The 25,521-nt window shown below is 57.0% G+C and carries 28 protein-coding genes, 1 tRNA gene and 2 rRNA genes (1 of these 31 cut by a window edge); 19 read left to right on the forward strand and 12 right to left on the reverse strand.

Going from position 1 to position 25,521, the window contains the following annotated elements:
• From CRP02_RS08075 to CRP02_RS08120, 10 genes are all read left to right on the forward strand, one after another.
• Positions 1 to 1,466: ribosomal RNA gene (locus CRP02_RS08075) — 23S ribosomal RNA — on the forward strand (it extends 1,341 nt beyond the left edge of the window).
• 283 nt (positions 1,467 to 1,749) lie between these two features.
• Positions 1,750 to 1,864: ribosomal RNA gene (rrf, locus tag CRP02_RS08080) — 5S ribosomal RNA — on the forward strand.
• Between the two features lie 230 nt (positions 1,865 to 2,094).
• Positions 2,095 to 2,171, forward strand: a tRNA-Met gene (locus tag CRP02_RS08085).
• Between the two features lie 310 nt (positions 2,172 to 2,481).
• Positions 2,482 to 2,916 carry an acetyl-CoA carboxylase biotin carboxyl carrier protein gene (locus tag CRP02_RS08090; protein WP_097170749.1) on the forward strand — a complete coding sequence of 145 codons (435 nt, stop codon included), beginning with the start codon at positions 2,482 to 2,484 and terminating at the stop codon, positions 2,914 to 2,916.
• Positions 2,916 to 4,304: an acetyl-CoA carboxylase biotin carboxylase subunit gene (accC, locus tag CRP02_RS08095; protein ID WP_097170750.1), complete on the forward strand. Its 1,389-nt coding sequence runs from the start codon at positions 2,916 to 2,918 to the stop codon at positions 4,302 to 4,304. Before CRP02_RS08090 ends, accC begins: the two co-directional genes overlap by 1 nt.
• The gene (locus tag CRP02_RS08100; protein ID WP_097170751.1) at positions 4,301 to 4,729 is read left to right on the forward strand and encodes an acetyl-CoA carboxylase; all 429 of its coding nucleotides are present in this window, start codon (positions 4,301 to 4,303) and stop codon (positions 4,727 to 4,729) included. The genes accC and CRP02_RS08100 overlap by 4 nt, the downstream gene beginning before the upstream one ends.
• Positions 4,726 to 5,433 (forward strand): 5-oxoprolinase subunit PxpB, encoded by a 708-nt coding sequence (gene pxpB / locus CRP02_RS08105; protein ID WP_097170752.1) that lies wholly within the window; start codon positions 4,726 to 4,728, stop codon positions 5,431 to 5,433. The genes CRP02_RS08100 and pxpB overlap by 4 nt, the downstream gene beginning before the upstream one ends.
• A complete protein-coding gene (locus CRP02_RS08110; protein WP_097170753.1) occupies positions 5,430 to 6,425 on the forward strand; it encodes a biotin-dependent carboxyltransferase family protein in 996 nt (331 codons plus the stop codon). Before pxpB ends, CRP02_RS08110 begins: the two co-directional genes overlap by 4 nt.
• Positions 6,426 to 6,456: 31 nt before the next feature.
• The gene (locus tag CRP02_RS08115; RefSeq protein WP_097170754.1) at positions 6,457 to 7,224 is read left to right on the forward strand and encodes a 5-oxoprolinase subunit PxpA; all 768 of its coding nucleotides are present in this window, start codon (positions 6,457 to 6,459) and stop codon (positions 7,222 to 7,224) included.
• A gap of 49 nt (positions 7,225 to 7,273) precedes the next feature.
• Positions 7,274 to 8,479, forward strand: a complete 1,206-nt coding sequence (locus CRP02_RS08120) for a pyridoxal phosphate-dependent aminotransferase (protein WP_097171295.1) — start codon at positions 7,274 to 7,276, stop codon at positions 8,477 to 8,479.
• Between the two features lie 45 nt (positions 8,480 to 8,524).
• Here CRP02_RS08120 and nac read toward each other — a convergent pair whose 3' ends face one another.
• Entirely contained in the window at positions 8,525 to 9,430 is a 906-nt protein-coding gene (gene nac, locus CRP02_RS08125) for a nitrogen assimilation transcriptional regulator NAC (protein WP_097170755.1), read from the reverse strand.
• Between the two features lie 210 nt (positions 9,431 to 9,640).
• On the opposite strand from nac, the gene CRP02_RS08130 reads away from it, so the two are divergent.
• From CRP02_RS08130 to CRP02_RS08155, 6 genes are all read left to right on the forward strand, one after another.
• Positions 9,641 to 10,420: an SDR family oxidoreductase gene (locus tag CRP02_RS08130; protein WP_097100425.1), complete on the forward strand. Its 780-nt coding sequence runs from the start codon at positions 9,641 to 9,643 to the stop codon at positions 10,418 to 10,420.
• A complete protein-coding gene (locus CRP02_RS08135; RefSeq protein WP_003518018.1) occupies positions 10,417 to 11,124 on the forward strand; it encodes an amino acid ABC transporter permease in 708 nt (235 codons plus the stop codon). Before CRP02_RS08130 ends, CRP02_RS08135 begins: the two co-directional genes overlap by 4 nt.
• Positions 11,121 to 11,879, forward strand: coding sequence for an amino acid ABC transporter permease (locus CRP02_RS08140; protein ID WP_097170756.1), 759 nt, complete (start codon positions 11,121 to 11,123; stop codon positions 11,877 to 11,879). The genes CRP02_RS08135 and CRP02_RS08140 overlap by 4 nt, the downstream gene beginning before the upstream one ends.
• Positions 11,876 to 12,637 carry an amino acid ABC transporter ATP-binding protein gene (locus CRP02_RS08145; RefSeq protein ID WP_003518020.1) on the forward strand — a complete coding sequence of 254 codons (762 nt, stop codon included), beginning with the start codon at positions 11,876 to 11,878 and terminating at the stop codon, positions 12,635 to 12,637. The genes CRP02_RS08140 and CRP02_RS08145 overlap by 4 nt, the downstream gene beginning before the upstream one ends.
• Before the next feature lie 30 nt (positions 12,638 to 12,667).
• Positions 12,668 to 13,504: an ABC transporter substrate-binding protein gene (locus tag CRP02_RS08150; protein WP_097099805.1), complete on the forward strand. Its 837-nt coding sequence runs from the start codon at positions 12,668 to 12,670 to the stop codon at positions 13,502 to 13,504.
• Between the two features lie 101 nt (positions 13,505 to 13,605).
• The gene (locus CRP02_RS08155; protein WP_003518022.1) at positions 13,606 to 14,280 is read left to right on the forward strand and encodes a 4-carboxy-4-hydroxy-2-oxoadipate aldolase/oxaloacetate decarboxylase; all 675 of its coding nucleotides are present in this window, start codon (positions 13,606 to 13,608) and stop codon (positions 14,278 to 14,280) included.
• Between the two features lie 212 nt (positions 14,281 to 14,492).
• On the opposite strand, the gene speB is transcribed toward CRP02_RS08155, so the two are convergent.
• From speB to CRP02_RS08180, 5 genes are read right to left on the reverse strand one after another with little or no spacing between them, the layout of a single operon-like run.
• Positions 14,493 to 15,446 carry an agmatinase gene (speB, locus tag CRP02_RS08160; protein ID WP_097170757.1) on the reverse strand — a complete coding sequence of 318 codons (954 nt, stop codon included), beginning with the start codon at positions 15,444 to 15,446 and terminating at the stop codon, positions 14,493 to 14,495.
• 19 nt (positions 15,447 to 15,465) lie between these two features.
• Entirely contained in the window at positions 15,466 to 16,248 is a 783-nt protein-coding gene (locus tag CRP02_RS08165) for an amino acid ABC transporter ATP-binding protein (protein WP_003518027.1), read from the reverse strand.
• Position 16,249: 1 nt separating this feature from the next.
• Positions 16,250 to 16,900, reverse strand: coding sequence for an amino acid ABC transporter permease (locus CRP02_RS08170; protein ID WP_097170758.1), 651 nt, complete (start codon positions 16,898 to 16,900; stop codon positions 16,250 to 16,252).
• Complete coding sequence (locus CRP02_RS08175; RefSeq protein WP_097170759.1) at positions 16,897 to 17,547, reverse strand: amino acid ABC transporter permease; 651 nt, start codon at positions 17,545 to 17,547, stop codon at positions 16,897 to 16,899. The genes CRP02_RS08170 and CRP02_RS08175 overlap by 4 nt, the downstream gene beginning before the upstream one ends.
• 19 nt (positions 17,548 to 17,566) lie before the next feature.
• Entirely contained in the window at positions 17,567 to 18,409 is an 843-nt protein-coding gene (locus CRP02_RS08180) for a transporter substrate-binding domain-containing protein (RefSeq protein ID WP_097170760.1), read from the reverse strand.
• A 112-nt stretch (positions 18,410 to 18,521) separates the two neighbouring features.
• On the opposite strand from CRP02_RS08180, the gene CRP02_RS08185 reads away from it, so the two are divergent.
• From CRP02_RS08185 to arsK, 3 genes are all read left to right on the forward strand, one after another.
• Positions 18,522 to 19,445: a LysR family transcriptional regulator gene (locus CRP02_RS08185; RefSeq protein WP_097170761.1), complete on the forward strand. Its 924-nt coding sequence runs from the start codon at positions 18,522 to 18,524 to the stop codon at positions 19,443 to 19,445.
• A gap of 140 nt (positions 19,446 to 19,585) precedes the next feature.
• A complete protein-coding gene (locus CRP02_RS08190; RefSeq protein WP_097170762.1) occupies positions 19,586 to 19,957 on the forward strand; it encodes an ArsR/SmtB family transcription factor in 372 nt (123 codons plus the stop codon).
• Positions 19,935 to 21,158: an arsenite efflux MFS transporter ArsK gene (gene arsK, locus CRP02_RS08195; protein ID WP_179783997.1), complete on the forward strand. Its 1,224-nt coding sequence runs from the start codon at positions 19,935 to 19,937 to the stop codon at positions 21,156 to 21,158. Before CRP02_RS08190 ends, arsK begins: the two co-directional genes overlap by 23 nt.
• 4 nt (positions 21,159 to 21,162) lie before the next feature.
• Here arsK and arsH read toward each other — a convergent pair whose 3' ends face one another.
• The 6 genes from arsH to CRP02_RS08225 form a co-directional block, all read right to left on the reverse strand.
• The gene (arsH, locus tag CRP02_RS08200) at positions 21,163 to 21,891 is read right to left on the reverse strand and encodes an arsenical resistance protein ArsH (protein WP_097170764.1); all 729 of its coding nucleotides are present in this window, start codon (positions 21,889 to 21,891) and stop codon (positions 21,163 to 21,165) included.
• Positions 21,866 to 22,291 carry an arsenate reductase (glutaredoxin) gene (gene arsC, locus CRP02_RS08205; RefSeq protein WP_097170765.1) on the reverse strand — a complete coding sequence of 142 codons (426 nt, stop codon included), beginning with the start codon at positions 22,289 to 22,291 and terminating at the stop codon, positions 21,866 to 21,868. The genes arsH and arsC overlap by 26 nt, the downstream gene beginning before the upstream one ends.
• A 2-nt stretch (positions 22,292 to 22,293) precedes the next feature.
• Positions 22,294 to 23,352: an ACR3 family arsenite efflux transporter gene (arsB, locus tag CRP02_RS08210; RefSeq protein WP_097170766.1), complete on the reverse strand. Its 1,059-nt coding sequence runs from the start codon at positions 23,350 to 23,352 to the stop codon at positions 22,294 to 22,296.
• Positions 23,352 to 23,708 (reverse strand): ArsR/SmtB family transcription factor, encoded by a 357-nt coding sequence (locus CRP02_RS08215; protein ID WP_097170767.1) that lies wholly within the window; start codon positions 23,706 to 23,708, stop codon positions 23,352 to 23,354. Before CRP02_RS08215 ends, arsB begins: the two co-directional genes overlap by 1 nt.
• A 261-nt stretch (positions 23,709 to 23,969) precedes the next feature.
• Positions 23,970 to 24,689 carry a ribonuclease activity regulator RraA gene (locus tag CRP02_RS08220; protein WP_097170768.1) on the reverse strand — a complete coding sequence of 240 codons (720 nt, stop codon included), beginning with the start codon at positions 24,687 to 24,689 and terminating at the stop codon, positions 23,970 to 23,972.
• 34 nt (positions 24,690 to 24,723) lie between these two features.
• Positions 24,724 to 25,521, reverse strand: a complete 798-nt coding sequence (locus CRP02_RS08225) for an NAD-dependent epimerase/dehydratase family protein (RefSeq protein ID WP_097170769.1) — start codon at positions 25,519 to 25,521, stop codon at positions 24,724 to 24,726.

A 25,521-nucleotide genomic window follows, 5' to 3' on the forward strand; every position in this document is an offset into this window, starting at 1 on the left:
TCGCCGAAAGACCAAGGGTTCCTGCTTAAAGTTAATCTGAGCAGGGTTAGCCGGCCCCTAAGACGAGGCGGACACGCGTAGTCGATGGGAACCACGTTAATATTCGTGGGCCTGGTGGTAGTGACGGATCTCGTGTGTTGTACATTCTTACTGGATTGAATGTGCGGCGAAGAGGTTCCAGGAAATAGCTCCACCGTATAGACCGTACCCGAAACCGACACAGGTGGTCAGGTAGAGTATACCAAGGCGCTTGAGAGAACTATGTTGAAGGAACTCGGCAAATTGCACGCGTAACTTCGGAAGAAGCGTGACCCCATTTTACGCAAGTATGATGGGGTGGCACAGACCAGGGGGTAGCGACTGTTTATCAAAAACACAGGGCTCTGCGAAGTAGCAATACGACGTATAGGGTCTGACGCCTGCCCGGTGCTGGAAGGTTAAAGGGAGGGGTGCAAGCTCTGAACTGAAGCCCCAGTAAACGGCGGCCGTAACTATAACGGTCCTAAGGTAGCGAAATTCCTTGTCGGGTAAGTTCCGACCTGCACGAATGGCGTAACGACTTCCCCGCTGTCTCCAACATAGACTCAGTGAAATTGAATTCCCCGTGAAGATGCGGGGTTCCTGCGGTCAGACGGAAAGACCCCGTGCACCTTTACTATAGCTTTACACTGGCATTCGCCAAGGCATGTGTAGGATAGGTGGTAGGCTTTGAAGCAGGGACGCCAGTTCTTGTGGAGCCATCCTTGAAATACCACCCTTATCTTCGTGGATGTCTAACCGCGGTCCGTTATCCGGATCCGGGACAGTGTATGGTGGGTAGTTTGACTGGGGCGGTCGCCTCCGAAAGAGTAACGGAGGCGCGCGATGGTGGGCTCAGACCGGTCGGAAATCGGTCGTCGAGTGCAATGGCATAAGCCCGCCTGACTGCGAGACTGACAAGTCGAGCAGAGACGAAAGTCGGTCATAGTGATCCGGTGGTCCCGTGTGGAAGGGCCATCGCTCAACGGATAAAAGGTACGCCGGGGATAACAGGCTGATGACCCCCAAGAGTCCATATCGACGGGGTTGTTTGGCACCTCGATGTCGACTCATCGCATCCTGGGGCTGGAGCAGGTCCCAAGGGTATGGCTGTTCGCCATTTAAAGCGGTACGTGAGTTGGGTTCAGAACGTCGTGAGACAGTTCGGTCCCTATCTGCCGTGGGTGTAGGAATATTGACAGGATCTGTCCCTAGTACGAGAGGACCGGGATGGACGTATCTCTGGTGGATCTGTTGTCCTGCCAAGGGCATAGCAGAGTAGCTATATACGGAATGGATAACCGCTGAAGGCATCTAAGCGGGAAACCAACCTGAAAACGAGTGTTCCCTATCAGAGCCGTGGAAGACGACCACGTTGATAGGACGGGTGTGGAAGCATGGCAACATGTGAAGCTTACCGTTACTAATAGCTCGATCGACTTCTTCGTTCCCATTGTTCATGCTCATCAAAGATGAGCATCATCTCTTCTGTCTTCACGCTGTCGCGGCCAAGGCCGCTTCGCTGCAGACGGCGCGCCGTCAGGGTATTTTGCCAAGGCAAAAACCCGAGGCGACGGACTAGCGTCCTGTATGGCTGCCAAACTCAACCTTGAGCAAGGCAGGCAAACGGACCAGTCAAAGAAAGACGTGTTAAATTAAATGAAGCGCAAGCTTCCCAGCTTCTCGAAACAACACTCATGTGAAAACATGAACTGTGTTGCGTTTTGCCGACCTGGTGGTTATCGCGGGGCGGCTGCACCCGTTCCCATTCCGAACACGGCCGTGAAACGCCCCAGCGCCAATGGTACTCCGTCTCAAGACGCGGGAGAGTAGGTCGCTGCCAGGTCTGCAAAACGCAACGAATATCTTCTCAACCACACTCTTCGGCCCAGCCGACACAAAGGGCCGCTATCAAAGCGGCCTTTATGCATTGCGGACCATAAAAATATAAGGAAAACGCCTTGTGCGTCCCCTAAAGGAGACAAATCGCCTTCGGCAATTTGCTCCGAAACAGATCCGTCTTCGCTAAAGCAAAGACGGAAGCGCGACATTCGGCAGAGCCGAATGCGATGGTAACGCGGGGTGGAGCAGCCCGGTAGCTCGTCAGGCTCATAACCTGAAGGCCGCAGGTTCAAATCCTGCCCCCGCAACCAATATCTTCAAGACCATCAACAACAAAGCCCTCCCATCCCGGAGGGCGTTTTGCGTTTAGGGCGTTGGATACCGCAAATGACTTGCCGGCGGTATATCCCTCACGGGCTCTGATAGTGTGCAACGGTCGATCCATTGGGCCCACTGGAGCCTCGCGGACTCAACAGCTCACGGCCCCCTATTAATTGAACACCTCCATCAAAAGTTCTTCTGACCCCATCAAACAGCCTATCGTGCTAGGTCTAAGGCAGCCGAAAGTGACCCCGATCGTGCGGGATCACCGGGTGGCTTTGGACAATGCCGAGTACGCTTATGGACCTGCCGAAGATAAAGACGCTGATTGATTTTGTCGGACGAACGAACGTCACCGAACTCATGGTGACAGAGAAAAGCGTAACTGTGCGGATATTCAAAACCGCACCTCGAACAGAGGCTGGCAGTAATGTCTCGGTCAAAGCAGGGGATGACGCGCTGATCGATCAGTCGGAGTCGATCCTTCCTGCCACCACAACGGCCACCTCCGTTCATGCCCCGATTTTTGGCGTTTTGCATCGCGCTTCTGCGCCGGGACAACCTTCATTTGTTGAGGCTGGAGATGTGGTCGAGGAGGGCCAGGCCCTCTTCATCATTGAAGCCATGAAAGTTTTCAATAAAATTGTTGCCCCACGCGCTGGCCGGATCACCTATCTGACGGAGGTTGATGGTGGCGAGGTTGAGGCCAATGATTTGCTGGCGGAGATCGCGTAATGGCGGAAAATCTCAACGCCACATCGGATATGCCGGGTTTCGACACGGTCCTGATTGCCAACCGGGGTGAAATTGCTGCACGCATTCAGCGCGCCTGCCGCGAATTGGGCTTAAAGACCGTGGCCATCTGCTCTGAGGCGGACAGGCAGGCTCCATATGGTCAAACGGCTGACACCTTCCTTTGTGTTGGCCCGGCGAATGCTGCCAAGAGCTATCTCAATCAGAATGCCATCTTAATCGCTGCCCGTTTGACGGGAGCGGGTGCGATCCATCCCGGTTATGGATTTCTGTCCGAAAATGCCGCCTTTTCTCAGGCTGTCGAAGATGCCGGTCTCGTATTCATCGGTCCGGACGCAAGGTCGATCTCCACGATGGGCGACAAGATCGCTGCCAAACGGGCAATGATTGCGGCCGGTGTACCATGTGTACCGGGACCGGATACAGCGCTTCCCGAGGATGCCGCAACGGTGGAGCGTATCGCGAATGAGATCGGCTATCCAATCATCATCAAGGCTGCGGGCGGTGGTGGCGGGCGTGGCATGCGAGTGGTGCAGGAAGCTGCCTTGCTTCACGAAGCCATTACCCTGACGAGGGAGGAGGCGCGGCAGGCTTTTGGCTCTGCTGTCCTCTACATGGAGAAGTTTCTCCAGCATCCCCGTCATATCGAGATACAGGTCCTGTGCGACACGCACGGCAATGCCGTCTGGCTTGGTCACCGCGACTGTTCGATGCAGCGTCGTCATCAAAAAGTGGTGGAAGAAGCGCCAGCGCCTGGAATTTCGGTCGATGTGATCCAGCCGGTCGGTATGGCTTGTGTCGAGGCTTGCCGACAGATCGGTTATCGCGGGGTGGGAACTTTCGAATTTCTGTTTGAAGACGGCAAATTCTATTTCATCGAGATGAATACGCGCTTGCAGGTCGAACATCCAGTCACGGAAATGACGAGCGGCATCGACATCGTTCAGGCCCAGATCAAGGCGGCGCAGGGTAAGCCTCTGGACTTGCGGCAGGCAGATGTTGTCTGCGACGGACATTCCTTCGAATGCCGGATCAATGCCGAAGATCCTGATAAGTTTCTCCCCTCGGCGGGCGTCGTGACCGATCTTGTGCTGCCGGAAGGAGAGGGGATTCGCGTCGATACCCATATCCATGTCGGCTACCGGGTGTCACCCTATTATGATTCCTTGATCGCGAAGTTGATCGTACATGCGCCGACCCGTGCTGAAGCCATGGTTAGGATGCGCCAAGCGCTTGCGGGTACACGGGTGGAGGGTATTTCGACCAATCTTCCGCTCCTGCGCGCCCTGTTTGAGGACCAAGCTTTCGCGCAGGGCGAAACAGACATTCATTATCTTGAACAATGGCTAAAAGAACGGAGGGCAGCATGAGCAGGCCCGACTTTAGCGACCCCGTCTTACTCACAGCCTTGACTGATATGCTGACGGATGCAGGCGTGGACGGCGTAGAAATCACGACGCCTGAGGGTCAGGTACGCATTATTGTTTCTGCCTCGGCAAGATCTGCAATTTCCGTCGCCGGCACTGTCTGCTCACCAAAGGCCGGTGTTTCGAAAGTGGTGGTAAAAGCCCCGATTGCCGGTCTCTTCTACTCTTCTAAGCCTCCTCTGCCTGCAAAAACGCAAAATCGTCCGCGTTTGGTCGCTGCAGATGACGTGATTGGATTTATCCGCATCGACCACATTCTCATCCCCGTTGTCGCGGGTCGTAACGGTTCGCTCGTCAATCAGCTTGCCGTGCAGGATGCTCTGGTTGGTTTTGGTGATCCGCTGTTCGAAATCGAGCTTCAATCATGATTGCGACATCGAACACTCTTGTGCCTCGTCACGAAATCCAGCCCGTCATCAAAGGCCAAGCGCGTGTTTCGTTCATAGGCTCCCGGTCATTCTTGCTTGAAGCATCCGGCGAATTTGATCTGCCAGCACAACGTTGGATCTGGGCGCTTTCGCAAGCGGTAAAAGGCTGGCCAGGTGTTGCGGAAGTCATTCCCGGCATGACGAACCTTCTGGCGATTTTTAAGGAAACACCTGAAGATCCGGAGTTCATCGTGTCCCAGCTGCTCGATGCCTGGGATAAAGCAGCCAGTCTGGATATTGTCGGGAAGACAGTTGAAATACCGGTACATTATGGGGGCGAATACGCTGCCGACCTTCCAGCCCTCTGCGATTTTTCGGGGCTGAGCGACCGCGAAGTCGTGCGGATTCACCATGAGGCGACCTACCGTGTCTTCGCGCTTGGGAGTGCGCCGGGCTTTGGCTATCTGCATGGTCTTGATGCGCGCATCTATATGCCCCGAAAAACCGTGCCATCGATCAAGATGGAAAAGGGTTGCGTGACGATCGGTGGAATGCAGACGGGTGTAGCGATGTTGACCGGACCGAATGGGTGGAATTCCATCGGTTACGCCGATTTGCAGATGTTCGATCCCGCCTCTTCTGCGCCAGCTCTTTTGGCACCCGGAGATACGGTTCGCTTCATACCTACAGGGATTGAGCTATGATCGAGATCATCGAAACCGGCCCCTTCAACACCGTGCAAGACCTCGGTCGCCCCGGTTACCGTGACATCGGGGTTTCTGCTGGCGGTGCCATGGATCCTCTGTCGCTCAAGATCGGCAATATTCTGACTGGTAATGCCGCAGATGCGGCCGTCATCGAGGTCCAGACTTTTCCTTTCAAATTGCGTTTTACAAAAACAGCAACATTTGCCGTTACCGGAACGGATGGGTGCCCGTTGCTTGACGGGAAAGAGCTGCTTTCCTGGTGCGCTCATATCGTCAAGGAAGGTCAGATACTGGAACTGAGGCAGCCGCCGAAACTTGCCCGCGCCTATGTCGCCGTTGCGGGCGGAGTGGACGTTCCGGTTTTGATGGGATCTCGAAGCACAGCACTGCGCGGCAGTTTCGGCGGTCACGATGGGCGACCGCTTGCAAAAGGCGACAGGCTGGAAATAGGGGCTTCCGCCGATCTGTTACCACTGCCATCAAACGGGCTTGGTGTAGTTGAGCCTTCCGTGGCTTTGAGCGATATCTTCCCGCCTGTGGTGGACGGCGTTTTGCCGATACGCGCTATTCCGGCCGGTGAACAAAAGCTGTTTGCCAATGATGGCGAAGAATTCTGGAGCCAGATCTGGTGCATATCCTCCCGCAGCGACCGGACCGGTTACCGGTTGTCGGGTGATCCTATCAAACCGACCGAAACCATCGAAATGCGTTCCCACGGTGTGATGCCGGGCGTTGTACAGGTGCCGCCAGGTGGCGAGCCGATCATCCAGATGAGCGATGCAAATACGGCGGGAGGTTATCCAAAGATTGCCGGCGTGATCGAAGCCGACCTGTGGCGGTTAGGACAGGCACGCGCGGGTGGGAAGATCAAATTCGTGAAGTCCAATCACGAGGAAGCGCGTGTGGCCGAGCGGGCAGTTGCGAAATACGTCGATGATATTCGCCAGACCTCTCAAATGGTCAAGCGAGCACTGAATGCGATGAGTTGACGGAAAAACCAGGGAGCAAAGGGAGGAAACGATGAAGATCGATCTGAACTCCGACATGGGCGAAGGCTTCGGTCCTTACCGGCTCTGTGACGACGAAGCGATGATGAAGATCGTATCGTCGGCTAATATTGCCTGTGGTTTTCATGGCGGCGAGCCAGATACCATGGCGCGAATGGTTCGCCTTGCCAAAGAAAATGGCGTCGGCATCGGCGCGCATCCGGGATTACCTGATAGGGCAGGCTTCGGCCGACGCGAAATGCCCTTTCAGCCGGATGAGTTGAGACAGCAGATGCTCTATCAGCTCGGGGCCTTGATCGCGATTGCCAAAAGCGAAGGCGTCGAAGTCGGGCACTTCAGTTTTCATGCGGCCATGGGCAATATGGTCAATCGCGACCCGGCGCTTTCCGATATGATGATGAATGCCATTTCTGCCGTTGATCCGAAGCTTGTGGTGTTCGTAACGCCGGACAGCGAAATCGAGAGAGCGGCAAAACGCGCTGGATTGAAGACCCTGGCATTGTTTTTGGCCGATCGCGCCTATGACGCCAAGGGAAGCCTTGTCGCGCGGGGTCTTCCCGGCGCGCTGGTCAAGGATGAACCATCGGTGCGCGCCCGTGTCCGCCGGTTCCTGACCAATGGCACGGTCGAAGCCATCGATGGCACGATCATCACAATGCCGGCTCGCTCCATCCTCGTCCACAGCGATACGCCCGGTTCACTGGAGCTGGCGCGTATCGTGCGTAGTGAAATCAGCGCCTCCGGCGCAACGCTCGCGCCTGCCGCAGAACTCGCGTCTTAATGGGCCTCTGGTTGGCCCGTTCTCTAAATCTTACTGAAAGATCATGCAGATGCCCTCTACATCAGACCGCCTGAAAAACGTTTCCATCTCCGCTTCCGCCGCCATGACCCAACGCGCCAGAGAGCTGGCCGCGCAGGGTGTCAAGGTGGTCAGCCTCTCCTCAGGTGAACCGGACTTCCCGACGCCTGCTCACGCAATCGAGGCCGCGCACGAAGCAGCCCTTGGCGGGCAGACGAAATATCCACCGATGGATGGCACGCCTGCGCTGAAAGCCGCGATTGCCAGAAAGTTCAAGCGGGACAATAATCTGACATACGATGCCAGCCAGATCATCGTTTCCGCAGGCGGCAAACAGGTAATCTTCAACGCCATGCTTGCAACCTGCAATCCGGGCGACGAGGTCGTTATTCCCACCCCGTCATGGGTCAGCTATGCGGATATCGTCAAATTCGCGGGGGGTGTTCCCGTCGCTGTGCCGTGCGTCGAACAAACCGGTTTCAAACTGCGTGCCGAAGATTTGGAAGCTGCGATTACGCCACGTACCAAGTGGCTCATTCTCAATTTTCCCAACAACCCCACCGGCGCCGCCTGCTCCCGTGCGGAGATGAAAGCAATCGCAGAGGTTATGCTGCGTCATCCCCATGTCTGGATCCTGACTGACGATATTTACGAGCATCTTGTCTATGATGGCTTCGAATTCGGCACAATTGCCGATGTGGAGCCGCGGCTTTATGACCGCGTTCTGACAATGAACGGCGTGTCGAAGGCTTACGCCATGACGGGATGGCGTCTGGGCTATTGCGCCAGCGGCTCGAAGGAACTTATCGCCGCAATAAGCAATGTAAACGGTCAGAACGGCGGCGGCATTGCCACTGTTTCACAGGCAGCAGCCATTGCAGCGCTCGACGGTCCCCAGGATCTTCTTAAAGAACGCGCCGCTATCTATCGCGACCGTCGCGATTTTGTTCTGAGCAAACTCGCCGAGATTGACGGTTTGCGCTGCCATAAGCCGGAAGGCGCTTTTTACCTCTATCCCAATATGTCTGGGCTTATCGGCAAGACCACCAAGGGCGGACGCAAAATCGAAGGCGATGTGGATTTTGTGATGGCGCTGGTGGATGAGCATCATGTAGCAACGGTACAAGGCGCCGCCTATGGTATGAGCCCATACTTCCGGATTTCCTATGCAACGAGCATGGAGATGCTGAGCGAAGGTTGCGCCCGCATTGCGCAGTTCTGCCAGGATATGCGTTGATTCTGAAAACGGTCCTTTGGCTCGTCTGCCGGGCCAAAGGATACTCTAAAGTTTCAATTTTTCCGTCAGTTCCACCAGGATATCCTTGACGGCAAAAGCTGGCTCAGACAGCGAATTCTGGTCGGACATGCACAGCGACAGTGTTTCTTCGATCCGTGGCGACAGCAGCCGGCAAATAAGCGGTTCGCTCGTTTCCGAGACGATCCGGTTGGCAATGGCTTTTGGCATGATGGTTGCGCCGAGACCACTGGCAACGGCGCGGGCAAGTGTCCTGACGATCTCCACTTCCGCGACGACCTTCAGATGGATCCTGCTGCGGGTAAATGCCGTGTCTACAGCGCGCCGGACGAAATTATACGCGGGTGGCATCAGCATGGGCATGCCATCAAGCGCGGCAATCGGCACCGGTTTTGAATCGGCTTCGATTGCGAAATCGCGATGTGCGACAAGATAAAATTCTTCGCTGAGCATGGGCTCGAATTTTACGCCCTTGATTGGTCCGACGCCGTGGATCAATGCCAGTTCCAGACGTCCATTCATGATCATCTGGCTATAGGTTTGTCCCACACTTTCCGTCAGGTGGATCAATATCCCCGGATGTCGCTTCCGCGTTTCCGCCAACAGCTCCACGGAAAGCGTTGCAGCGCTGCTGAATGGGACCAGACCGACCGAGACGCGTCCCGCAATTGAGTTACCCGCCGCCGATACGTCGACCTGCGCCTGTTCCATCTGGCGCAATATGATCTGTGCATGGCGGTAAACGGCATGCCCCGCATCCGTCATCGTCACGCCCTGCTGGCTGCGGATGAGCAATTTCTGGCCGAAATGATCTTCAAGCGCAGCTAGTTGCTGGCTGAGTGCCGGTTGCGCCAGATGCAGAATATCTGCGGCGCGCGTGATGCTGCCACTGTCGACGATGACGATGAATGATTTGAGACGTCTTATATCCATGCTTGGCGCAGCTTACAGGCTCGCACGCGTTTTGCAATCTGGGCGCCAGAGCGGAAAGCTCCTGCCTGGAACAAGAATATCCCGGAATCCCGTCTCTAATTGCCTGTTTGCGGGTCTCCATAAAACTTACTTATTACTCCAAAAATAATCGGTCTTAGGCAAGCAGGGAAAGCTTCGCTAGTGTTGATGGTAACAAAAAAGGGGATCAGAATGCCATTCTCCGATTACAAGACCGCTTTGGTCACCGGTGCTTCATCCGGTATCGGTGCCGCTGTCGTCGAGCGGTTTTGCCGCGAAAACATTGAAGTCCACGCGGTTGCCCGCAGCGCCGGCGCCCTGAATGAACTTGCCGAACGCACCGGCTGTATACCGCACGCGATCGACGTTACGGATCGCGCTGCAATTGCCGATCTTGCAGACAAGGTGCAGTTCGACATTCTCGTGAACAATGCCGGCGTCGACAGGCCGAAGAAGTTCCTTCAGGCGGATGCCGAGGATATCGACCTTTTGATCGATGTGAATCTCCGTGCCGTTCTCCACATCTGCCGGCTGATTGTTCCGGGCATGGTGGAGCGTGATCGCGGGCATGTCGTCAATATCTCGTCCATCGCCGGAAACTATAATTTCGGCGGCAACTCGACCTATCATGCCGTTAAAGCTGGTGTTGCGATGCTGTCGAACCAGTTGAGGCTGGATGCATTCGGCAGACGCGTCCGCGTAACGGAGATCTGCCCCGGCCGGGTGGCAACGGATATCTTCACTCACGTTCACGGCAACGATCCGAGCGTGCGCGAGCGCTTCATCGATGGTTTCGAGTTGCCGAAAGCGGAAGATATTGCCGACGCGATTGCCTTTGCGGTTGCCGCGCCAGTTTCCATGAATATCGGCCATATGGAAATCACCCCGACATTGCAGGTGATGGGCGGACTTCAGACGGCCAAACCGCAGACTGTGGCGCAAGCTGACGCATCGAAGGAACAAAAGCCGTGAGCGGTTTCGACCTGTCGGCAATCCTGAGCGACCCGCAATATATTGCAATGCTTTGGCACGGATTGCAGATGACCTTCGTCATCTTTATCGGGTCCTGGTCTCTCGCCATGACGCTTGCGCTCGTTCTGCTATGCGTGCGGTTTTCATCGTCGCGTTTTGCTGATCGCGCCGTGGCGGCCTATGTTTCCTACCACCGCAATGTGCCCACACTAGTGCAATTGATGCTGTGGTATTTCGGGATATTCACGCTCCTGCCTTCAGGTTTGACGGACTGGCTGATCGGTCACAATGCCGAAGCGATCTTTGCCGTGGTGGGTCTTGGTCTCTGTCAGGCAGCCTATTTCAGTGAGGATCTGCGTTCAGGCCTGCGCTCCGTCAGCCCGGGACAGATGGAAGCGGCCAAGGCATTGGGCCACGGTTATCTCTCCGCGATGCGCTTCATCATCATGCCGCAAGGCGTGCGCAATGCCCTGCCGCCGCTCATCAATCACAGTGTCTCCCTGTTCAAGAACAGCAGCCTCGCCCTCATTATCGGCGCTTCCGAATTGACCCATGCCATCAAGGAAATCGAAAATCTCAGCTTCCAGACCTTCGAGATCTATCTTGTCGGAACTGTTCTGTACCTGTTCTTCTCGCTGTTGATCATGGGTGCCGGTGCGTATCTTTCGATGCGCCTTGATCCGGCGTGGAGGGCACGCGGATGATCGGCGATATGATTACCATCGTTTATGACAACTGGTTGCTGCTGTTGATCGGGCAATATCCGAACGGCCCGCTTGGCGGCCTTGCGAACACGATCATCCTGTCTGCCCTTGCCATCGCACTGGCCTTTCCTGTCAGCATCCTTATGGCGATGGCGCGCCTGTCCAAGTGGCGGCTCCTGCGGTGGCCGGTAACGGGGCTGGTCTATGTCACGCGCGGCGTGCCTTTGCTGATGCTCATCCTGTGGAGTTACTTCCTCGTTCCGCTCTGGACTGGCGCAGACGTGCCGAGCTTCGTCATCATGTTGACGACGCTTGTCATCTATCAGGGCGCATTTCTCAGCGAAGTCGTAAGAGCCGGTATTGTCGCTCTTGGTGCCGGGCAGATGGATGCGGCGAGAGCGCTTGGCCACAGCTATCTCGGTGCAATGCGCTTCATCATCTTGCCGCAGGCGCTTTACAACATGATCCCCAGCATGATCTCGACATTCGTCGCCACGATCAAGGATACGACGCTCGGTTACGTCATCAACGTACCCGACCTCACCTTTGCGGCAAGTCAGGTCAATAATCAGCTTCTGACCCAACCATTCCAGGTCTTCCTCATCCTCGCGGTTGTCTACTACGCCATTTGCTGGAGCTTGACGTATCTCGCAAATGCCGTCGAGTGGCGTATCGCCAAACGCCGTGCCGGTGTGGTCGGTCGCCGGCAACAGGCATTGCAGGCGCAGGCGAAAATCATAACGGAGCAGCCATGACAAACACGGCATCATCAACACAGCAGACCATCCGCATTTCCAATGTCTGCAAGAGTTATGGCGACTACGAGGTTTTGAAGAATGTCGACGCCGAAGTCGCGCGGGGCGAGGTTATCGTCATCTGCGGCCCTTCCGGCTCCGGCAAATCCACATTGATCCGTACCGTCAATCGTCTCGAAGAGATCAATAGCGGATCCATCACGCTCGATGGGCAGGATATTCACGCGGCAACCAAGACAAAGGAACTCAATCTTCTGCGCAGCAGAGTTGGTTTTGTGTTCCAGAATTTCAATCTCTTTCCGCACCTGTCCGTTGTCGAAAATGTCACGATTTCCCCGATCCGGGTGAAAGGCGTCGCACCTGATGTTGCCCGCCAGAAAGCTTTGAAGCTTCTGGATCGGGTAGGCCTCTCCGACAAGGCCGGCGCCTATCCGGGGCAATTGTCCGGCGGTCAGCAGCAGCGCGTGGCAATTGCGCGTGCGCTGGCCATGGAGCCGCCCGTCATGTTGTTCGATGAACCGACAAGCGCTCTCGACCCGGAAATGGTTGGAGAGGTGCTGGCCGTCATGAAGGGGCTCGCCGCAGAGGGCATGACCATGCTTTGCGTGACCCACGAAATGGGCTTTGCCCGTGAAGTTGCCGACCGCATCTGGTTCATCGACGCCGGCGAAATTCTCGAAAAAGCGACGCCGGAAGAGTTTTTCACAGCACCACGCCATCCGCGCGCGCAGCGGTTCCTTTCCGATCTGCGCCACTGATACCAATCAATCATAAGAGGAGAACTGACCATGAACTGGAAATGCCTGACACTTACCGTTGCACTGGCTGGAACCGCTCTCGCGTCACCAGCGGCGGCTGATCAACTCGATACGATCATGGCGAACAAGGTGCTCCGTTGCGCAACCTTTGCCGATGTCGTGCCATTCGCGGCACCCGATACGAAGACCCGTGAAATGGCCGGTTTTGACGTTGATCTTTGCAACGCGATCGCCAAGGAACTGGGCGTGAAGGCCGAAGTCAAACCGGTGTCGGTGGAAGCACGTGTGCCGGAAGTCAAACTTGGCCGCGTCGATATCACCGTCGCCAATCTCGCCTACACACAAAGCCGCGCCGAGCAGATTCAGTTCAGCGATCCCTATTATCTCGCCAAGGAAATGCTGATCGTGCCGGTTGATGATGCCGGCAAGAAGAAGTCGGATTACGAAGGCCAGCGTGTCGCCTCCACCAAGGGCTCGACCTCTGAAATGTCTATCAAGCTCAACAAGTCCGAGCCGCTGACCTTCCAGGATACTGCCTCTGCCTATCTTGCCGTTCAGCAGGGAAAGGCGCGGGGTATGGTGGCCAACACCATGACCACCACCAAGTTCGTCAATGAATCGAAGACCAAGGGCAAACCGATGCGCATGATCGAGGAGCCGATGCTCTATCAGCCGATCGGTGTCGGCATGGCAAAGGACAATCCTGCCCTGACAGCGAAGATCAATGAAGTGCTGCGCACACTCGACGCCTCCGGCGAGATAAACAAAATCTGGGACAAGTGGCTTGGCCCGAATACCGAATACAAAATGACCCGTACGGACAAGGTCGTCCCGCTCTCCGAGCTGAAATTCGACCCGATCCCCTGATCCCGCCTGGCTTCAAGCCACGGCAACGATTGACACATGACAATTAAACTCAATGCGAGTGGCGGGACGTTCCCGCCGCCAGCCTTACCGTGGGAGGTTTTATGATCCACATTAAAGATATAGCAGAACGGCCAAGCAAGGCAGACATCGAAGCCCTTTCGAAGTTTTCGCCGGCAACCATCCACGAGGCACAGGGTCGAAGGGGCGCACTTTCCTCCCGTATCAAGCCTGTCGATTACCGCATGAAACTGTGTGGTCCCGCCTTTACCGTCAAATGCGCGCCGCGTGACAACATCATGTTGCAGCTGGCCATTAATTACGCCAAGCCCGGCGACATCATCGTTGTTTCGGCTGGTGAGTACGAAGAGGCTGGTTCCTTTGGCGACGTGCTGGCAAATGCCTGCCTTGCAAAGGGGATCGGTGGTCTGGTGACTGATACCGGTGTGCGTGACACCTTGCAGCTTCGAGACCTTGGCTTCCCTGTATTCTCGTTCAGCGTCTGCATCAAGGGTACCGTCAAGGAAACGATTGCCGCAGTAAACGATACGATCATCATTGGCGATGAGATCGTCAATCCCGGCGACATCATTGTTGGCGATGCGGACGGTTTGGTGGTTGTGCGTCGTGCTGACGCTCAGGAATCGGCACGTCTTTCGCAAATTCGCGAAGATGCTGAAGCGGGCTTCATTGAAGCTTACAAGCAGGGCAAATCCGTTATCGAGGTTAGCAATCTGGAGCCCGTCCTGAAGGCAAAGGGGCTTGTCGTCGATATCTGATTTTTGCGTGGTGCACAGCAAGGCGCGTTTGGCGTTTCGGGACTTTTAAAACCGTCGCAACCGTAGCTACAATCAATGCAAACAAAAGCCCTCCCCCGTGGAGGGCTTTTGGCTTCATATCTGACGAGACCATCGAACTCCAGGAAGCCCCAAGGGCGGCCCTTTTTGCGCGCTGCCTGTCCAAGGATCCAGTACCGGCGGATCGCGGTTTTTTATGCGTTCCGAGCTATGAAGATACGTCCGATCGCGTTGAGCAGAATCTGCGCAGCCAGAATGGCGGTTGAGCCGGTGTGATCGTAATCAGGCGCGACCTCGACCAGATCAATGCCGACGATCTCGCCACGCTTTGCAAGACCTGCAATCAGTTCCAGTACCTCGTAATAGATGAAGCCGCCATGGCTCGGGGTCCCGGTTCCTGGCGCGATGGATGGGTCGAAGCCATCGATATCGATCGAAAGATAATAGCGCTTGCCCGCGGGGATGCGCTCCACTACGGCGTCCACGCCGAGTTTGCGGATCTGGCGCACGGAGAGAATATCCGAGCCCTGGGAGCGGGCATAGTCGTATCCTTCCTTTGCGGTGGAGGAGACGTTGCGGATACCGAGCTGGGTCATTCCGGTGACCCACGGTTTTTCCGAGGCGCGGCGCATGGGGCTGCCATGTCCGAAGCGGACGCCGTGACGCTCATCGACGAAATCCAGATGCGCGTCGATCTGCACCAGATGGATCGGCTCCTGATCGCTGAAGGCATTGATGCAGGGGATGTTGATGGAGTGGTCTCCGCCAAGCACCACAGGCAGTGCGCCGGCTTTAAGGATTTTGCGGACGCCGAACTCGATATTCGCGTGGCTGTTCACCGTATCGGTATGAACAATGTCGGCGTCGCCTATATCGACGATCTTCACGCCTTCCAGATATGTGACGTCGTCCTCGTGATCGTAGGCGCCCGCGTGGCCGAAGGAAAACAGGGTGGAGGCCTCACGGATGCTGCGCGGCCCGAAGCGGGCGCCGGGGCGCCATTGCGTCCCAAAATCGAACGGGGCACCGAGAACCGCAACATCCGCGTCGATCGCGTCCCAGTTTTCGACGTAGGGACTTTTGGCAAAGGTGGAAATACCGACGAATGGCAGGTTCAATCGTCCGCCGTCATAGCCGTGGGCAGTCATGGAAATGTCCTTTCAGATATCAAAGTGCGCGCTCGCGCCAGGTTTGCAGAAATTGGGAAAGGCGTTCGCTCTTCGGATTACTGAAAAGCGTCTGCGGCGCGCCTTCCTCAACGATCTTGCCGTCATCCATGAAGACGACACGGTTGGCCGCGTGCGCGGCAAAACCCATTTCGTGCGTGACGATGACCATGGTCATTCCTTCCGCCGCGAGCGTCTTCATGACGGAAAGCACTTCACCGACAAGTTCGGGATCGAGTGCCGAGGTCGGTTCGTCGAACAGCATGGCGCGAGGGTTCACCGCCAGTGCGCGGGCGATGGCGACACGTTGCTTCTGCCCACCGGACAGGCCGTCGGGTCGGCGGTCAGCGAAAGCGGCAAGCCCGACTTTATCCAGCATGGCGCGGCCGCGCTTTATCGCTTCGGCCTGGGGAAGACCATGGACGAGCCTGAGCGCCAATGTCACGTTTTTGATGACGCTCATATGCGGCCACAGATGAAAGTGCTGAAAGACCATTCCAAGCGGGCGGCGCGTCTCTGCCAGTTCTTTCGGACCGGCGCGTTCGCGGCCAAGCGGGGTTTCACGCCAGCCGATCAGGCGGCCGAAGACATCGACATCACCCGCGTCATAGGGATCGAGAAATGCAAGCGAGCGCAGAAGCGTGCTCTTGCCCGATCCCGAAGGTCCGATGATGCACAGGACATCACCCATATGAATGTCGAGATCGATACCTTTCAGAACGGTCTTGTCACCGAACCTTTTCTCCAGGCCGCGCGCGGAAATAACAACTGTTCGTTCGCTCATGTCAGGAGCCTTCGGTGGAAAGGCGGCGTTCGAGATAGAGGCCGAGCCGCGACAGGATTTCGACGATTGCCCAGTAGAGCAGGGCAATGGTGAGATAAGGGGTTACGACCGCGAAGGTGATCGAGCTGATCGTACCGGCGACCTTGGTCAGCTCGCTGAGCGTGATGACGGACAGAACTGCGGATTCCTTGACGAGATTAATGGCCTGGCCGACGGAAGCCGGCAGCGTCAGTGCCAGCGCCTGCGGCATCTGGATGTGGAGAAAGGTGTCGCCGGAGGTAATGCCCAGCATTCCCGCCGCTTCGATCTCGCCTCTTGGAACGGCATTGAAACCGGCGCGGAAAATCTCCGCAAAGGGGCCAGCGCCATAGAGGCCGAGACCGACGATGCCGGCGGCATAGGGGCTGAGGATCAGCCCCAATTGCGGGCCGCCATAATAGAAAAGAAACAGGATCAGCGCGAGCGGCGCGCCGCGGGCAAACTCCACATAAAGCCTTACCGGCAGGGAGATGGCCATGTACCGCGACCGTAGCGCCCCAGCCAGCACGATGCCGATGATGACGGCCAGTGCGATACCCGCAATGGAAACTGTCAGTGTTGTGAACAACCCGGCCGCATAGAGAGGAATATCGTTCAGGAAGCCGGAAATCATCGCGTCGCTCCCTTTGTCAGGTGCCGTTCGACAAGGAGGCCTATTCCCGCAAGCAGCGCTCCAACCGCGACATAAAGCAGGAGAGCCGAGAGATAGGCGTCGAGTGGCCGGAAGGTGGTGGCTGCATATTGCTGGGCACGGCGCGTCAAGTCGGTGACGGCGATGACCGAAACGAGTGAGGAGTTCTTCACGAGAGCCTGTATCTCGCCGACAAGTGCCGGCAACATGGTTCTGAAGGCCTGAGGCACTTCAATGTGCAGGAATGTACGACCTGCGGAAAGGCCAAGCATGGCGGCGGCTTCCCGCTCTCCCTTTGGAATGGATTGCAGGCCTGCCCTGTATATCTCCGACTGGAAGGCGGCTGTGTTTAGCGCCAGCGCCAAAGTTGCGGCAGCAACCGGCGTCAGATCCAGCCCCAGAAGTGGCAGGACGTAGAAGACGATCAGCAGCTGGACTAGAATGGGCGTGCCTCGCCAGAAGGAGATGTAAAGACCGGATGCCAGGCGGGACAGGCGGCCGCTGCGACCGCAGGCCCCGAGGAGAAGGGCCAGCGGCGCTCCCAGAAGAAGCGCCGAAAGGCTGACGGTCAGCGTGGTGAAGAGGCCGTCCAGAAGAACCGGCCAGATGGCAAAAGATATCTTGTCCATGACCGGTTCGACCTGCCGGTCACTCAGTCGCCGGCAGAGTGGCGGGCAGTTCCATCTGCGCGCCGAACCATTTCTTCTGGAATTCGGCCAGTTTGCCGGATGCATTGAGCTTTGCCAATTCACTGTCCATGAAGGCATTTAGCGTCGCACTGTCAGTATCGTTGCGGCCCGCCCATGAGAAATAGGTCTTCGGTCCGAAGGTCGGCAGAACGACTTCAAAAGCATCCGGCCGCTGGCGTGCAGCTTCCAGAAGGTTTGGAAGCGAGTTGACGACGGCGCGCAGGCGCCCGGCACCGAGGTCGGCATAAGCTTCCGAGAAATCCGTGTAGCTGGAGACCGTCGTGGCATCCTTGCCGGCGGCCTTCAGTTCGGCGGAAAACGTCTCAAGCGCCTTGAGCTGCGCGGAGCCCGCCTGCGAGCCGACGGGCTTACCCGCGATATCTTCCGGCTTGGAGATCTCGGCATCGCCCTTGCGTTTCAGGATTGCCATCGTCGCATCGGCAACGGGTGCTGAGAGCTTGTAGGCCTTCATGCGTTCCGGCGTCACGGTGACCGAGGTCACGACATAATCGAAGCGGCTGGCGGCAAGGCCTGGCAGGATGCCCTGCCAGGGCAGATCGAGACGCTTCAGCTCAACGCCTGGTAAGGCTTTCATGACTTCTTGCATGATGTCAGCGGAATAACCGACGATCTTGCCGTCATCGACAAATTCGAACGGCGCAAACCGGGCCTCGGTTGCGACAGTGAAAACCTTATCGGCCTTGATCTTTTCCAGAAGATCGGCGGCATGGGCGGATGCGCCGAGGCTGACGGCGAAAGCTGCGCAGAGTGTGAGAGATTTCAGAGTGAGCAGGTTTTGCATGGTTTCGTTCCCTTATTGGTTTGTGATTGGGGAGAAGGAAACCATGGACATTATTCCAGAAAAATAGGAAACTGATGGAGTTTATATTTGTAAAATTGATGTAACGATCCCCATGCAGCTCGCGCAATCCGACCTTCGTTCTCTCGCCGTCTTCCGCGCCGTCGTGGAGCACAAGAGTTTTCTCGGCGCGCAAATCACGCTCGGGCTGAGCCAGTCCGCTGTCAGTTTCCATATCAAGGCGCTGGAAGACAGGCTCGGTTTCAAGCTGTGTCGGCGAGGGCGATCGGGTTTTGAATTGACGGATCGCGGCGCGCTCGTACATGAGCGTTCGAAAGTGCTGTTCCTGGCGCTGAACGCCTTCGAAAGCGATATCGGTACGCTCAAGAACCGTATTACCGGCACGTTGCGACTGGGACTTGTGGACAACACGATTACCGATCACGACCTGCCCATTCACCGGATCATCGCCCGCATCAGCGAAAAGGCGCCGGAAGCACGTATCGAGCTGGTGATCGACACGCCGGACGCCCTGTTGTCGGAAATCGCCAATGGCGGCCTGGACATCGCGCTTTTACCGGAAACGCTGCCGTATCAGGGCCTGAAACTTTCGCGCTTCAGGGAAGAGGCGCATTCACTGTATTGCGCGAAGGGACACCAGCTCTTTCATCTTCCCGATGCCGAACTTTCCGTCGAGCGCATCGAATCCTTCGATTTTGTCGTACGGCCCTATGCCAATATGCGTGAGCTGCAATATTTCCCGCAGGCACGGGCGCGTGCTTCAGCCTCCAACATGGAGGCGCAGGCGATGTTCGTGATGTCCGGCCACTATGTTGGGTATCTGCCTGATCATTATGCGGATGATTGGGTCCAGAAAGGAATTTTCCGGCCGTTGATGGCAGCAAAGACCCGTATCCAGTCCACCTTCGTTATTGCCACGCGGTCCGCTGAAAAGCCTTCGACGGTGCTCGATTTCTTCATTCGCGAACTCGCCGGTTTCGCATCAGAGGCGTTTCACAAGAACGCGCGCAGGGCGTAGAGCATACGCCGCTCATAGCCCCGTCGCCGCGAACGCCTACGTATGCTCCAGAGGGGAAAGTGTGATCTCGGAAGAAATTGCCTTGCCGATGGCATCGCCGTTCGCTATCCATACTTCAATAATTCAAGGATTATTGAAGTATGGATCAGCATCAGGCTCTTTCGGCATTTGCTGCCCTCTCTCAGGAGACGCGCCTCGCGATCGTTCGAGCACTTGTCGTTGCCGGTCCTGACGGACTGGCCGCCGGTGCAATCGCCGAGCGCATGGGCGTCTCGGCGACCAACGTGTCGTTTCATCTCAAGGAACTGGAGCGGTCTGGCCTGGTCTCGCAACGACGAATGTCGCGGTCTATCCTTTACAGCGCCAGCTACGACACCTTGGCCGAGCTTGTGAAATTCCTGGTAGAAGACTGCTGTGCCGAACATCCGGCGATTCTGGAGAATGTCGAGCGAAGCGATGGATGCGCCAGTCCGGCCGGCACTTCGTCCGATGGGGGCAATATCGTTGCATAATTCGAAAGTATCCGCCGGCATTGTCTCAGCGCTTGGCCTCACGCAGATCATCGGTTACGGCACTCTCTATTACAGTTTCAGTATTCTTGCGCCCGGCATGGCGGAAGACCTCGGCCTGACATTGGCGGAGGTATTTGGCGTCTTCTCGGTGTCGCTATTCATCGGAGGTCTGTCGGCAACCTATATCGGCAGGCAGATGGATAGGATCGGAGCCGCCACGGTGATGACGGTCGGCTCAGGCCTTGCGGCCTTGATGCTGTCGCTCTGTGCCTGGTCACCGTCAGTCGCAATCTTCGCCGTTGCCATCATCCTGCTCGAGGTATCGTCCGGAATGGTGCAGTATCAGGCCGCATTCGCGACGCTCGTTGAAAGCGATCCCAGAACCGCCGCCCGCAGCATTACCTATTTGACCGTGATCGCCGGTTTCGCCTCGACAATCTTCTGGCCGATTTCGGTCGCATTGGCGGGAGTTATCTCTTGGCGGGAGATCTATCTCGTCTTCGCGGCATTAAACCTCTTTCTGTGCATGCCGCTCCACTACTGGATCATGCGCGCCGGAAAGGCTGGATCGAACAGCGATCTGGCGACTGGAACGCGTGAAACGGTGATGGGTGCACTACCAGTGCATGCGCGCAGACGCGGTATGGTCGTCGTGTCGTTTGCCTTCGCTGTACTGGGCTTCACGCTGACGGCAATGCTTGCGCATATGGTTCCAATGCTCGCGTCTATCGGGCTTGGTGCTGCTGCGGTGGTTGTCGGATCGCTCTTCGGTCCCGCTCAGGTATTAAGCCGGCTTATCAATATGGCGTTTGGAAAAAGCCTCTCGCCGCCGGCGCTGGCTGCGCTTTCCGCTATCCTGATCGTCGCCGGTGTTTTGATCCTGATGATGACGGGGAACTGGTTGCCGGGCGCCATTGCCTTTGCGATCTGTCTTGGTCTCGGGTCAGGCATCAACAGCATCGCGCAGGGAAGCCTGCCGCTTTATTTGTTTGGCTCTGAAGGATACGGAGCGATTACGGGCAGGATGGCGGCCGCGCGACTGGCGGTGAGTGCCGCAGCGCCATTCGTCTTTGCCGCGGCGATGGAAAATTTCGGGACAAGCTTTGCTCTCGCCGCCAATGCCTGCCTCGGGGCAATCGGTATCGCTGCATTCGTTGCGGTCGCGGTATCCTTGAGAACGCCTGCCACAGCAACGAATTGAAACGTCAGATCGACTTCAGCGAAACGCGCTTCTCGAGTTCTTCCGCCTGTTCCTTGCGTTCGCTGTAACGGTCCGTGAGAAAAGCGGAGGCGTCGCGTGTCAGTAGCGTGAACTTCACCAGCTCCTCGCAGACATCCACCACCCGGTCGTAATAGGGAGACGGCTTCATCCGTCCGTTAGCATCGAACTCCTGATACGCCCTTGCGACCGACGACTGGTTGGGGATTGTGATCATCCGCATCCATCGCCCGAGGATACGCATCTGGTTCACGGCATTGAAGGACTGGCTGCCGCCGGAAACCTCCATGACGGCGAGCGTCTTGCCCTGTGTCGGGCGAACAGATCCGAGCGAGAGAGGAATCCAGTCGATCTGCGACTTCATGATGCCGGTCATCGCGCCGTGGCGCTCGGGGCTTACCCAAACCTGCCCTTCCGACCATTGCGAGAGCTCACGCAATTCCTGCACCTTCGGGTGGCTCACCGGTGCTTCGTCGGGCAAAGGCAGGCCCTTCGGATCGAATATCCGAACCTCGCATCCAAGCCGTTCGAGCAGCCGCCCTGCTTCGAAGGCAAGCAAACGACTATAGGATACCTCGCGTAGCGAACCGTAGAGGATCAGAATGCGGGGCTTATGTGTCGAAAAGGCCGGACGCAGAGCATCGAGATCAATCGCGTGCAGGTGCTGGCCCTCAAGTGCGGGGAATGTGTCAGACAATGCGCTTTCCTTCATCATCGAGGACCTGTTCGCCGTCTTCTTTGGTAAACGGCCCCTTGAATGCGTCTGCCGGAAGTATATCCAGAACCACTTCCGAGGGGCGCGACAACCGCGTACCCATCGGGGTGATGACGAACGGCCGGTTGATCAGGATTGGTGTCTCGAGCATGGCATCGATCAACTGGTCATCGGTCAGTTCAGGATATCCAAGCCCAAGCACCGTATAGGGCGTGCCCTTCTCGCGGATCGCCTCGCGGACGGTCAGCCCGGCGTCGGCGATCATCTTGACGAGTTGCTCGCGGCTCGGCGGGGTTTTCAGATACTCGATCACAGTGGGTTGAATACCGGCGTGCTCAATGAGTGCGAGCGTGTTGCGCGAAGTGCCGCAATCCGGGTTGTGATAGATGGTGACGTCCATGCTCATTGCCTTTCGGTAATTGTGTTTCGGGAAACGGCTGGGGCCGCCTCGTACCAATCCTTCGAGCGGTTCACGATCCAGACGACGGACAGCATGACCGGAACCTCGATGAGGACGCCGACAACGGTTGCCAGTGCTGCGCCTGATTGAAAACCGAACAGGCTGATAGCGGCCGCAACCGCGAGTTCGAAGAAGTTGCTTGCACCGATCAGTGCCGACGGACCGGCAATGCAGTGCCGTTCGCCGCTCATCCGGTTCAGAAGATAGGCGAGCCCGGAGTTCAGATAGACCTGGATAAGGATGGGGATTGCAAGCAAGCCGATGACGGCCGGTTGGGCGATAATCTGCTCGCCCTGGAAGGCGAAGAGAAGAACCAGTGTTGCAAGCAGCGCTACCAGCGAAATCGGCTGCAGCCTTGCGAGAATGCGATCGAGCATCCGTGACGTTCCGTCCGCCATGAGCCGGTGCCGGATGAACTGCGCGAGGAAGACGGGCACGACGATATAGAGGGCAACGGAGAGGACAAGCGTGTCCCACGGAACGGTGATTGCGGACAGGCCAAGCAACAGGCCGACAATGGGAGCAAAGGCGATGACCATGATCGCATCGTTGAGTGCGACCTGCGAGAGCGTGAACAGCGGTTCGCCGCGGGTCAGGTTAGACCACACAAAGACCATGGCAGTGCAGGGCGCTGCGGCAAGAATGATCAGCCCCGCGATATAGGAGTCGATCTGGTCAGCGGCAAGATAGGGGCGGAACAGCCAGCCGATGAAGAGCCAGCCCAGCAGCGCCATCGAGAACGGCTTGACGGCCCAGTTGATGAACAGCGTGACGCCGATACCCCGCCAGTAGGTGCCGACCTGCGTGAGAGAGCGGAAATCGATCTTCAGCAGCATCGGAATGATCATCAGCCAGATCAGGATTGCGACCGGGATATTCACCTTGGCGATCTCGGCCGCGCCAATGAGCTGGAAGACGCCGGGCAGCAAATGGCCGAGGGCGACACCGACGATGATGCACAGAAACACCCAGACGGTTAGGTAACGTTCAAACGTGGACATCAGCCGGACTTTCCCGCCTGTGGATTGCAGCAGGGCGTTAACTCGGCGATCAGCGGAGCGCAAAGCTCTGCCGATCCACCACAACAATCTTTCAGGAGAAACAGCGTCATGTCGCGAAGCTGTTCTATCTGCGCGCGATACATGATGATCCTGCTCTGGCGTTGCGATGATACGAGGCCCGCGCGTGACAGAACATTCAGATGCGCGGACATGGTGTTTTGCGGCACCACCAGCGCGCGCGCGATGTCACCCGCCGGCAAGCCTTCCGGTGCGTGCCGCACAAGCAGCCGAAAAGTTTCGAGACGGGTTGGCTGCGCAAGCGCCGCCAAAGCGAGAATAGCCTGTTCTTGTTCCATATATCCAGATTAATGGAAATATAGATGTAGTCAATGTGTTTTTGCGGGTGTTACCAAACACTGCAAACTCAAGGGGATCATTTTACGAATATCGACAGAAGCCCATTTCGGGCCGGTTTTCAGTGCGGGAAAATCGTCGGCCCAGTCGCTTCGGCGACTTGGTATTATTGCACATGCGAGTCCGCCTGCATGAGTGGGACGCCACCCATACAGGCTTGCTTCAAGGCATTGTGGACGAAGCCGGCAAGCGTTCTGTGCGGCTCACTCGCCCGAACGGTCTCTTTGTTCGCGCCATACGGCGAAAGCCTTCTGGTGTTCGTCCTTCGTGCAGGGATAAAGGCCGATGATGGTTGCGCCGCCCTTCACCTGTTCGACCACGAAATCCTCGTAAGCGGTCATTTCCACCGCTTCTGTCGCGATTTCGTCGGCAATTCCGGCGGGGATGACTATGACGCAATCCGCATCGCCGACAATGATATCCCCGGGGAAAATCGGGGCATCGCCGCAGCCGATCGGTCCGTTGATTTCAATTGCTTCGTGTTTCGTGAGGTTTGTAGGGCTGGATGGTCGGGTGTGGTAGGCTGGAATATCCAGCTCCGCAATCGTCGCAGCATCGCGGAAACCGCCATCCGTAACGACGCCGGCAGCACCGCGCACCATCAGGCGGGTGATGAGAATATCACCAGCAGATGCGGCGCTCGGGTCTTTGCGGCTGTCCATGACCAGTACGTGGCCGGGCGGGCAGGTCTCAATGGCGACGCGCTGGGGATGTGCGGGATTGCGGAATTCCACCAGCTGGTTGCGGTCTTCGCGGGCGGGCATGTAACGCAGCGTGAATGCAGGCCCGACCATGTTCGCGCCCTTGTGGCCAAGCGGGTGGACGCCCTGAATGACCTGGTTGCGCAGGCCGCGCTTGTAGAGTGCGGTTGCGAGCGTGGCGACGGAAACCGTCATCAATTTTTCCCTGGTTTCTGTATTCATCTTATTCTCCTCGAATAGCGTGAGTGTCTGCACATCAGTTTTTATGGATCGGTTCGTCTATGAAAACGCCGCCCTGGTATTTCGCGATTGCGGTATCCGGATCAGGGCGAGGGACATCGCGTTCGATATCGGCCCGGAAGCGTGCGGCATTATCCCGCCGCTGCCAGCCGAGAAAATCGACGTGGGAATTATCCCACCAGCTATCGTCATTGGCAGAGACGCCCCAGATGACCGGGCAACCGAGTTTTGGCGCGTGAAATACGGCCTCTACCAGGGAGACCAGATCGTCATGGCTGAGCCAGGTGGATAACATGCGCCAGTTGGTGGGCTTCTCCTCGCAGGAGCCAATGCGGACGATGGCCGTTTCCTGTCCGAATTTGGAATTGTAGAGGCTCGCCATTGCCTCGCCGAAAATCTTCGAGACGCCGTAAAGGCCATCTGGCAAAAACGGCGTCTGCGGCGATAGCTGCTCACCCTGCGGATAATATCCGATAGTGTGGTTGCTGGAGGCAAACAGGATGCGTGGCATGCCAGCGAGCCTTGCTGCCTCGTAAAGATTATAGACACCGCGCAGATTGGCGGCCTCGATGGGATCGTAAGCCTTTTCGACGGAGATGCCGCCGAGATGGACGATGCCGTCGCAATCCTTCACCAGCGCATGGACGGCGCCACCGTCCTCCAGAGAGCAGCGGATGATCTCTTCATTCGCTGCCGCCGCACCCATATCAACCACATCCGAAACGCGGATGATCTCCGCGAGGTGGCCGAGCCTGCCGCGCAACATGCTGCCCAGCTTGCCGCCGGCGCCCGTAATCAGCAAACGTTTCATCAT

The organism is Rhizobium sp. AN5 (assembly GCF_900215255.1).
Taxonomy (GTDB): Bacteria; Pseudomonadota; Alphaproteobacteria; order Rhizobiales; family Rhizobiaceae; genus Agrobacterium; species Agrobacterium tumefaciens.

Coding starts and splice junctions, on each gene's coding strand:
- CRP02_RS08090 (WP_097170749.1), top strand. CDS start 2,482: ATGGACCTGCCGAAGATAAAGACGCTGATTGATTTTGTCGGACGAACG.
- accC (WP_097170750.1), top strand. CDS start 2,916: ATGGCGGAAAATCTCAACGCCACATCGGATATGCCGGGTTTCGACACG.
- CRP02_RS08100 (WP_097170751.1), top strand. CDS start 4,301: ATGAGCAGGCCCGACTTTAGCGACCCCGTCTTACTCACAGCCTTGACT.
- pxpB (WP_097170752.1), top strand. CDS start 4,726: ATGATTGCGACATCGAACACTCTTGTGCCTCGTCACGAAATCCAGCCC.
- CRP02_RS08110 (WP_097170753.1), top strand. CDS start 5,430: ATGATCGAGATCATCGAAACCGGCCCCTTCAACACCGTGCAAGACCTC.
- CRP02_RS08115 (WP_097170754.1), top strand. CDS start 6,457: ATGAAGATCGATCTGAACTCCGACATGGGCGAAGGCTTCGGTCCTTAC.
- CRP02_RS08120 (WP_097171295.1), top strand. CDS start 7,274: ATGCCCTCTACATCAGACCGCCTGAAAAACGTTTCCATCTCCGCTTCC.
- nac (WP_097170755.1), bottom strand. CDS start 9,430: ATGGATATAAGACGTCTCAAATCATTCATCGTCATCGTCGACAGTGGC.
- CRP02_RS08130 (WP_097100425.1), top strand. CDS start 9,641: ATGCCATTCTCCGATTACAAGACCGCTTTGGTCACCGGTGCTTCATCC.
- CRP02_RS08140 (WP_097170756.1), top strand. CDS start 11,121: ATGATCGGCGATATGATTACCATCGTTTATGACAACTGGTTGCTGCTG.
- CRP02_RS08145 (WP_003518020.1), top strand. CDS start 11,876: ATGACAAACACGGCATCATCAACACAGCAGACCATCCGCATTTCCAAT.
- CRP02_RS08150 (WP_097099805.1), top strand. CDS start 12,668: ATGAACTGGAAATGCCTGACACTTACCGTTGCACTGGCTGGAACCGCT.
- CRP02_RS08155 (WP_003518022.1), top strand. CDS start 13,606: ATGATCCACATTAAAGATATAGCAGAACGGCCAAGCAAGGCAGACATC.
- speB (WP_097170757.1), bottom strand. CDS start 15,446: ATGACTGCCCACGGCTATGACGGCGGACGATTGAACCTGCCATTCGTC.
- CRP02_RS08165 (WP_003518027.1), bottom strand. CDS start 16,248: ATGAGCGAACGAACAGTTGTTATTTCCGCGCGCGGCCTGGAGAAAAGG.
- CRP02_RS08170 (WP_097170758.1), bottom strand. CDS start 16,900: ATGATTTCCGGCTTCCTGAACGATATTCCTCTCTATGCGGCCGGGTTG.
- CRP02_RS08175 (WP_097170759.1), bottom strand. CDS start 17,547: ATGGACAAGATATCTTTTGCCATCTGGCCGGTTCTTCTGGACGGCCTC.
- CRP02_RS08180 (WP_097170760.1), bottom strand. CDS start 18,409: ATGCAAAACCTGCTCACTCTGAAATCTCTCACACTCTGCGCAGCTTTC.
- CRP02_RS08185 (WP_097170761.1), top strand. CDS start 18,522: ATGCAGCTCGCGCAATCCGACCTTCGTTCTCTCGCCGTCTTCCGCGCC.
- CRP02_RS08190 (WP_097170762.1), top strand. CDS start 19,586: ATGGATCAGCATCAGGCTCTTTCGGCATTTGCTGCCCTCTCTCAGGAG.
- arsK (WP_179783997.1), top strand. CDS start 19,935: ATGGGGGCAATATCGTTGCATAATTCGAAAGTATCCGCCGGCATTGTC.
- arsH (WP_097170764.1), bottom strand. CDS start 21,891: ATGATGAAGGAAAGCGCATTGTCTGACACATTCCCCGCACTTGAGGGC.
- arsC (WP_097170765.1), bottom strand. CDS start 22,291: ATGGACGTCACCATCTATCACAACCCGGATTGCGGCACTTCGCGCAAC.
- arsB (WP_097170766.1), bottom strand. CDS start 23,352: ATGTCCACGTTTGAACGTTACCTAACCGTCTGGGTGTTTCTGTGCATC.
- CRP02_RS08215 (WP_097170767.1), bottom strand. CDS start 23,708: ATGGAACAAGAACAGGCTATTCTCGCTTTGGCGGCGCTTGCGCAGCCA.
- CRP02_RS08220 (WP_097170768.1), bottom strand. CDS start 24,689: ATGAATACAGAAACCAGGGAAAAATTGATGACGGTTTCCGTCGCCACG.
- CRP02_RS08225 (WP_097170769.1), bottom strand. CDS start 25,521: ATGATGAAACGTTTGCTGATTACGGGCGCCGGCGGCAAGCTGGGCAGC.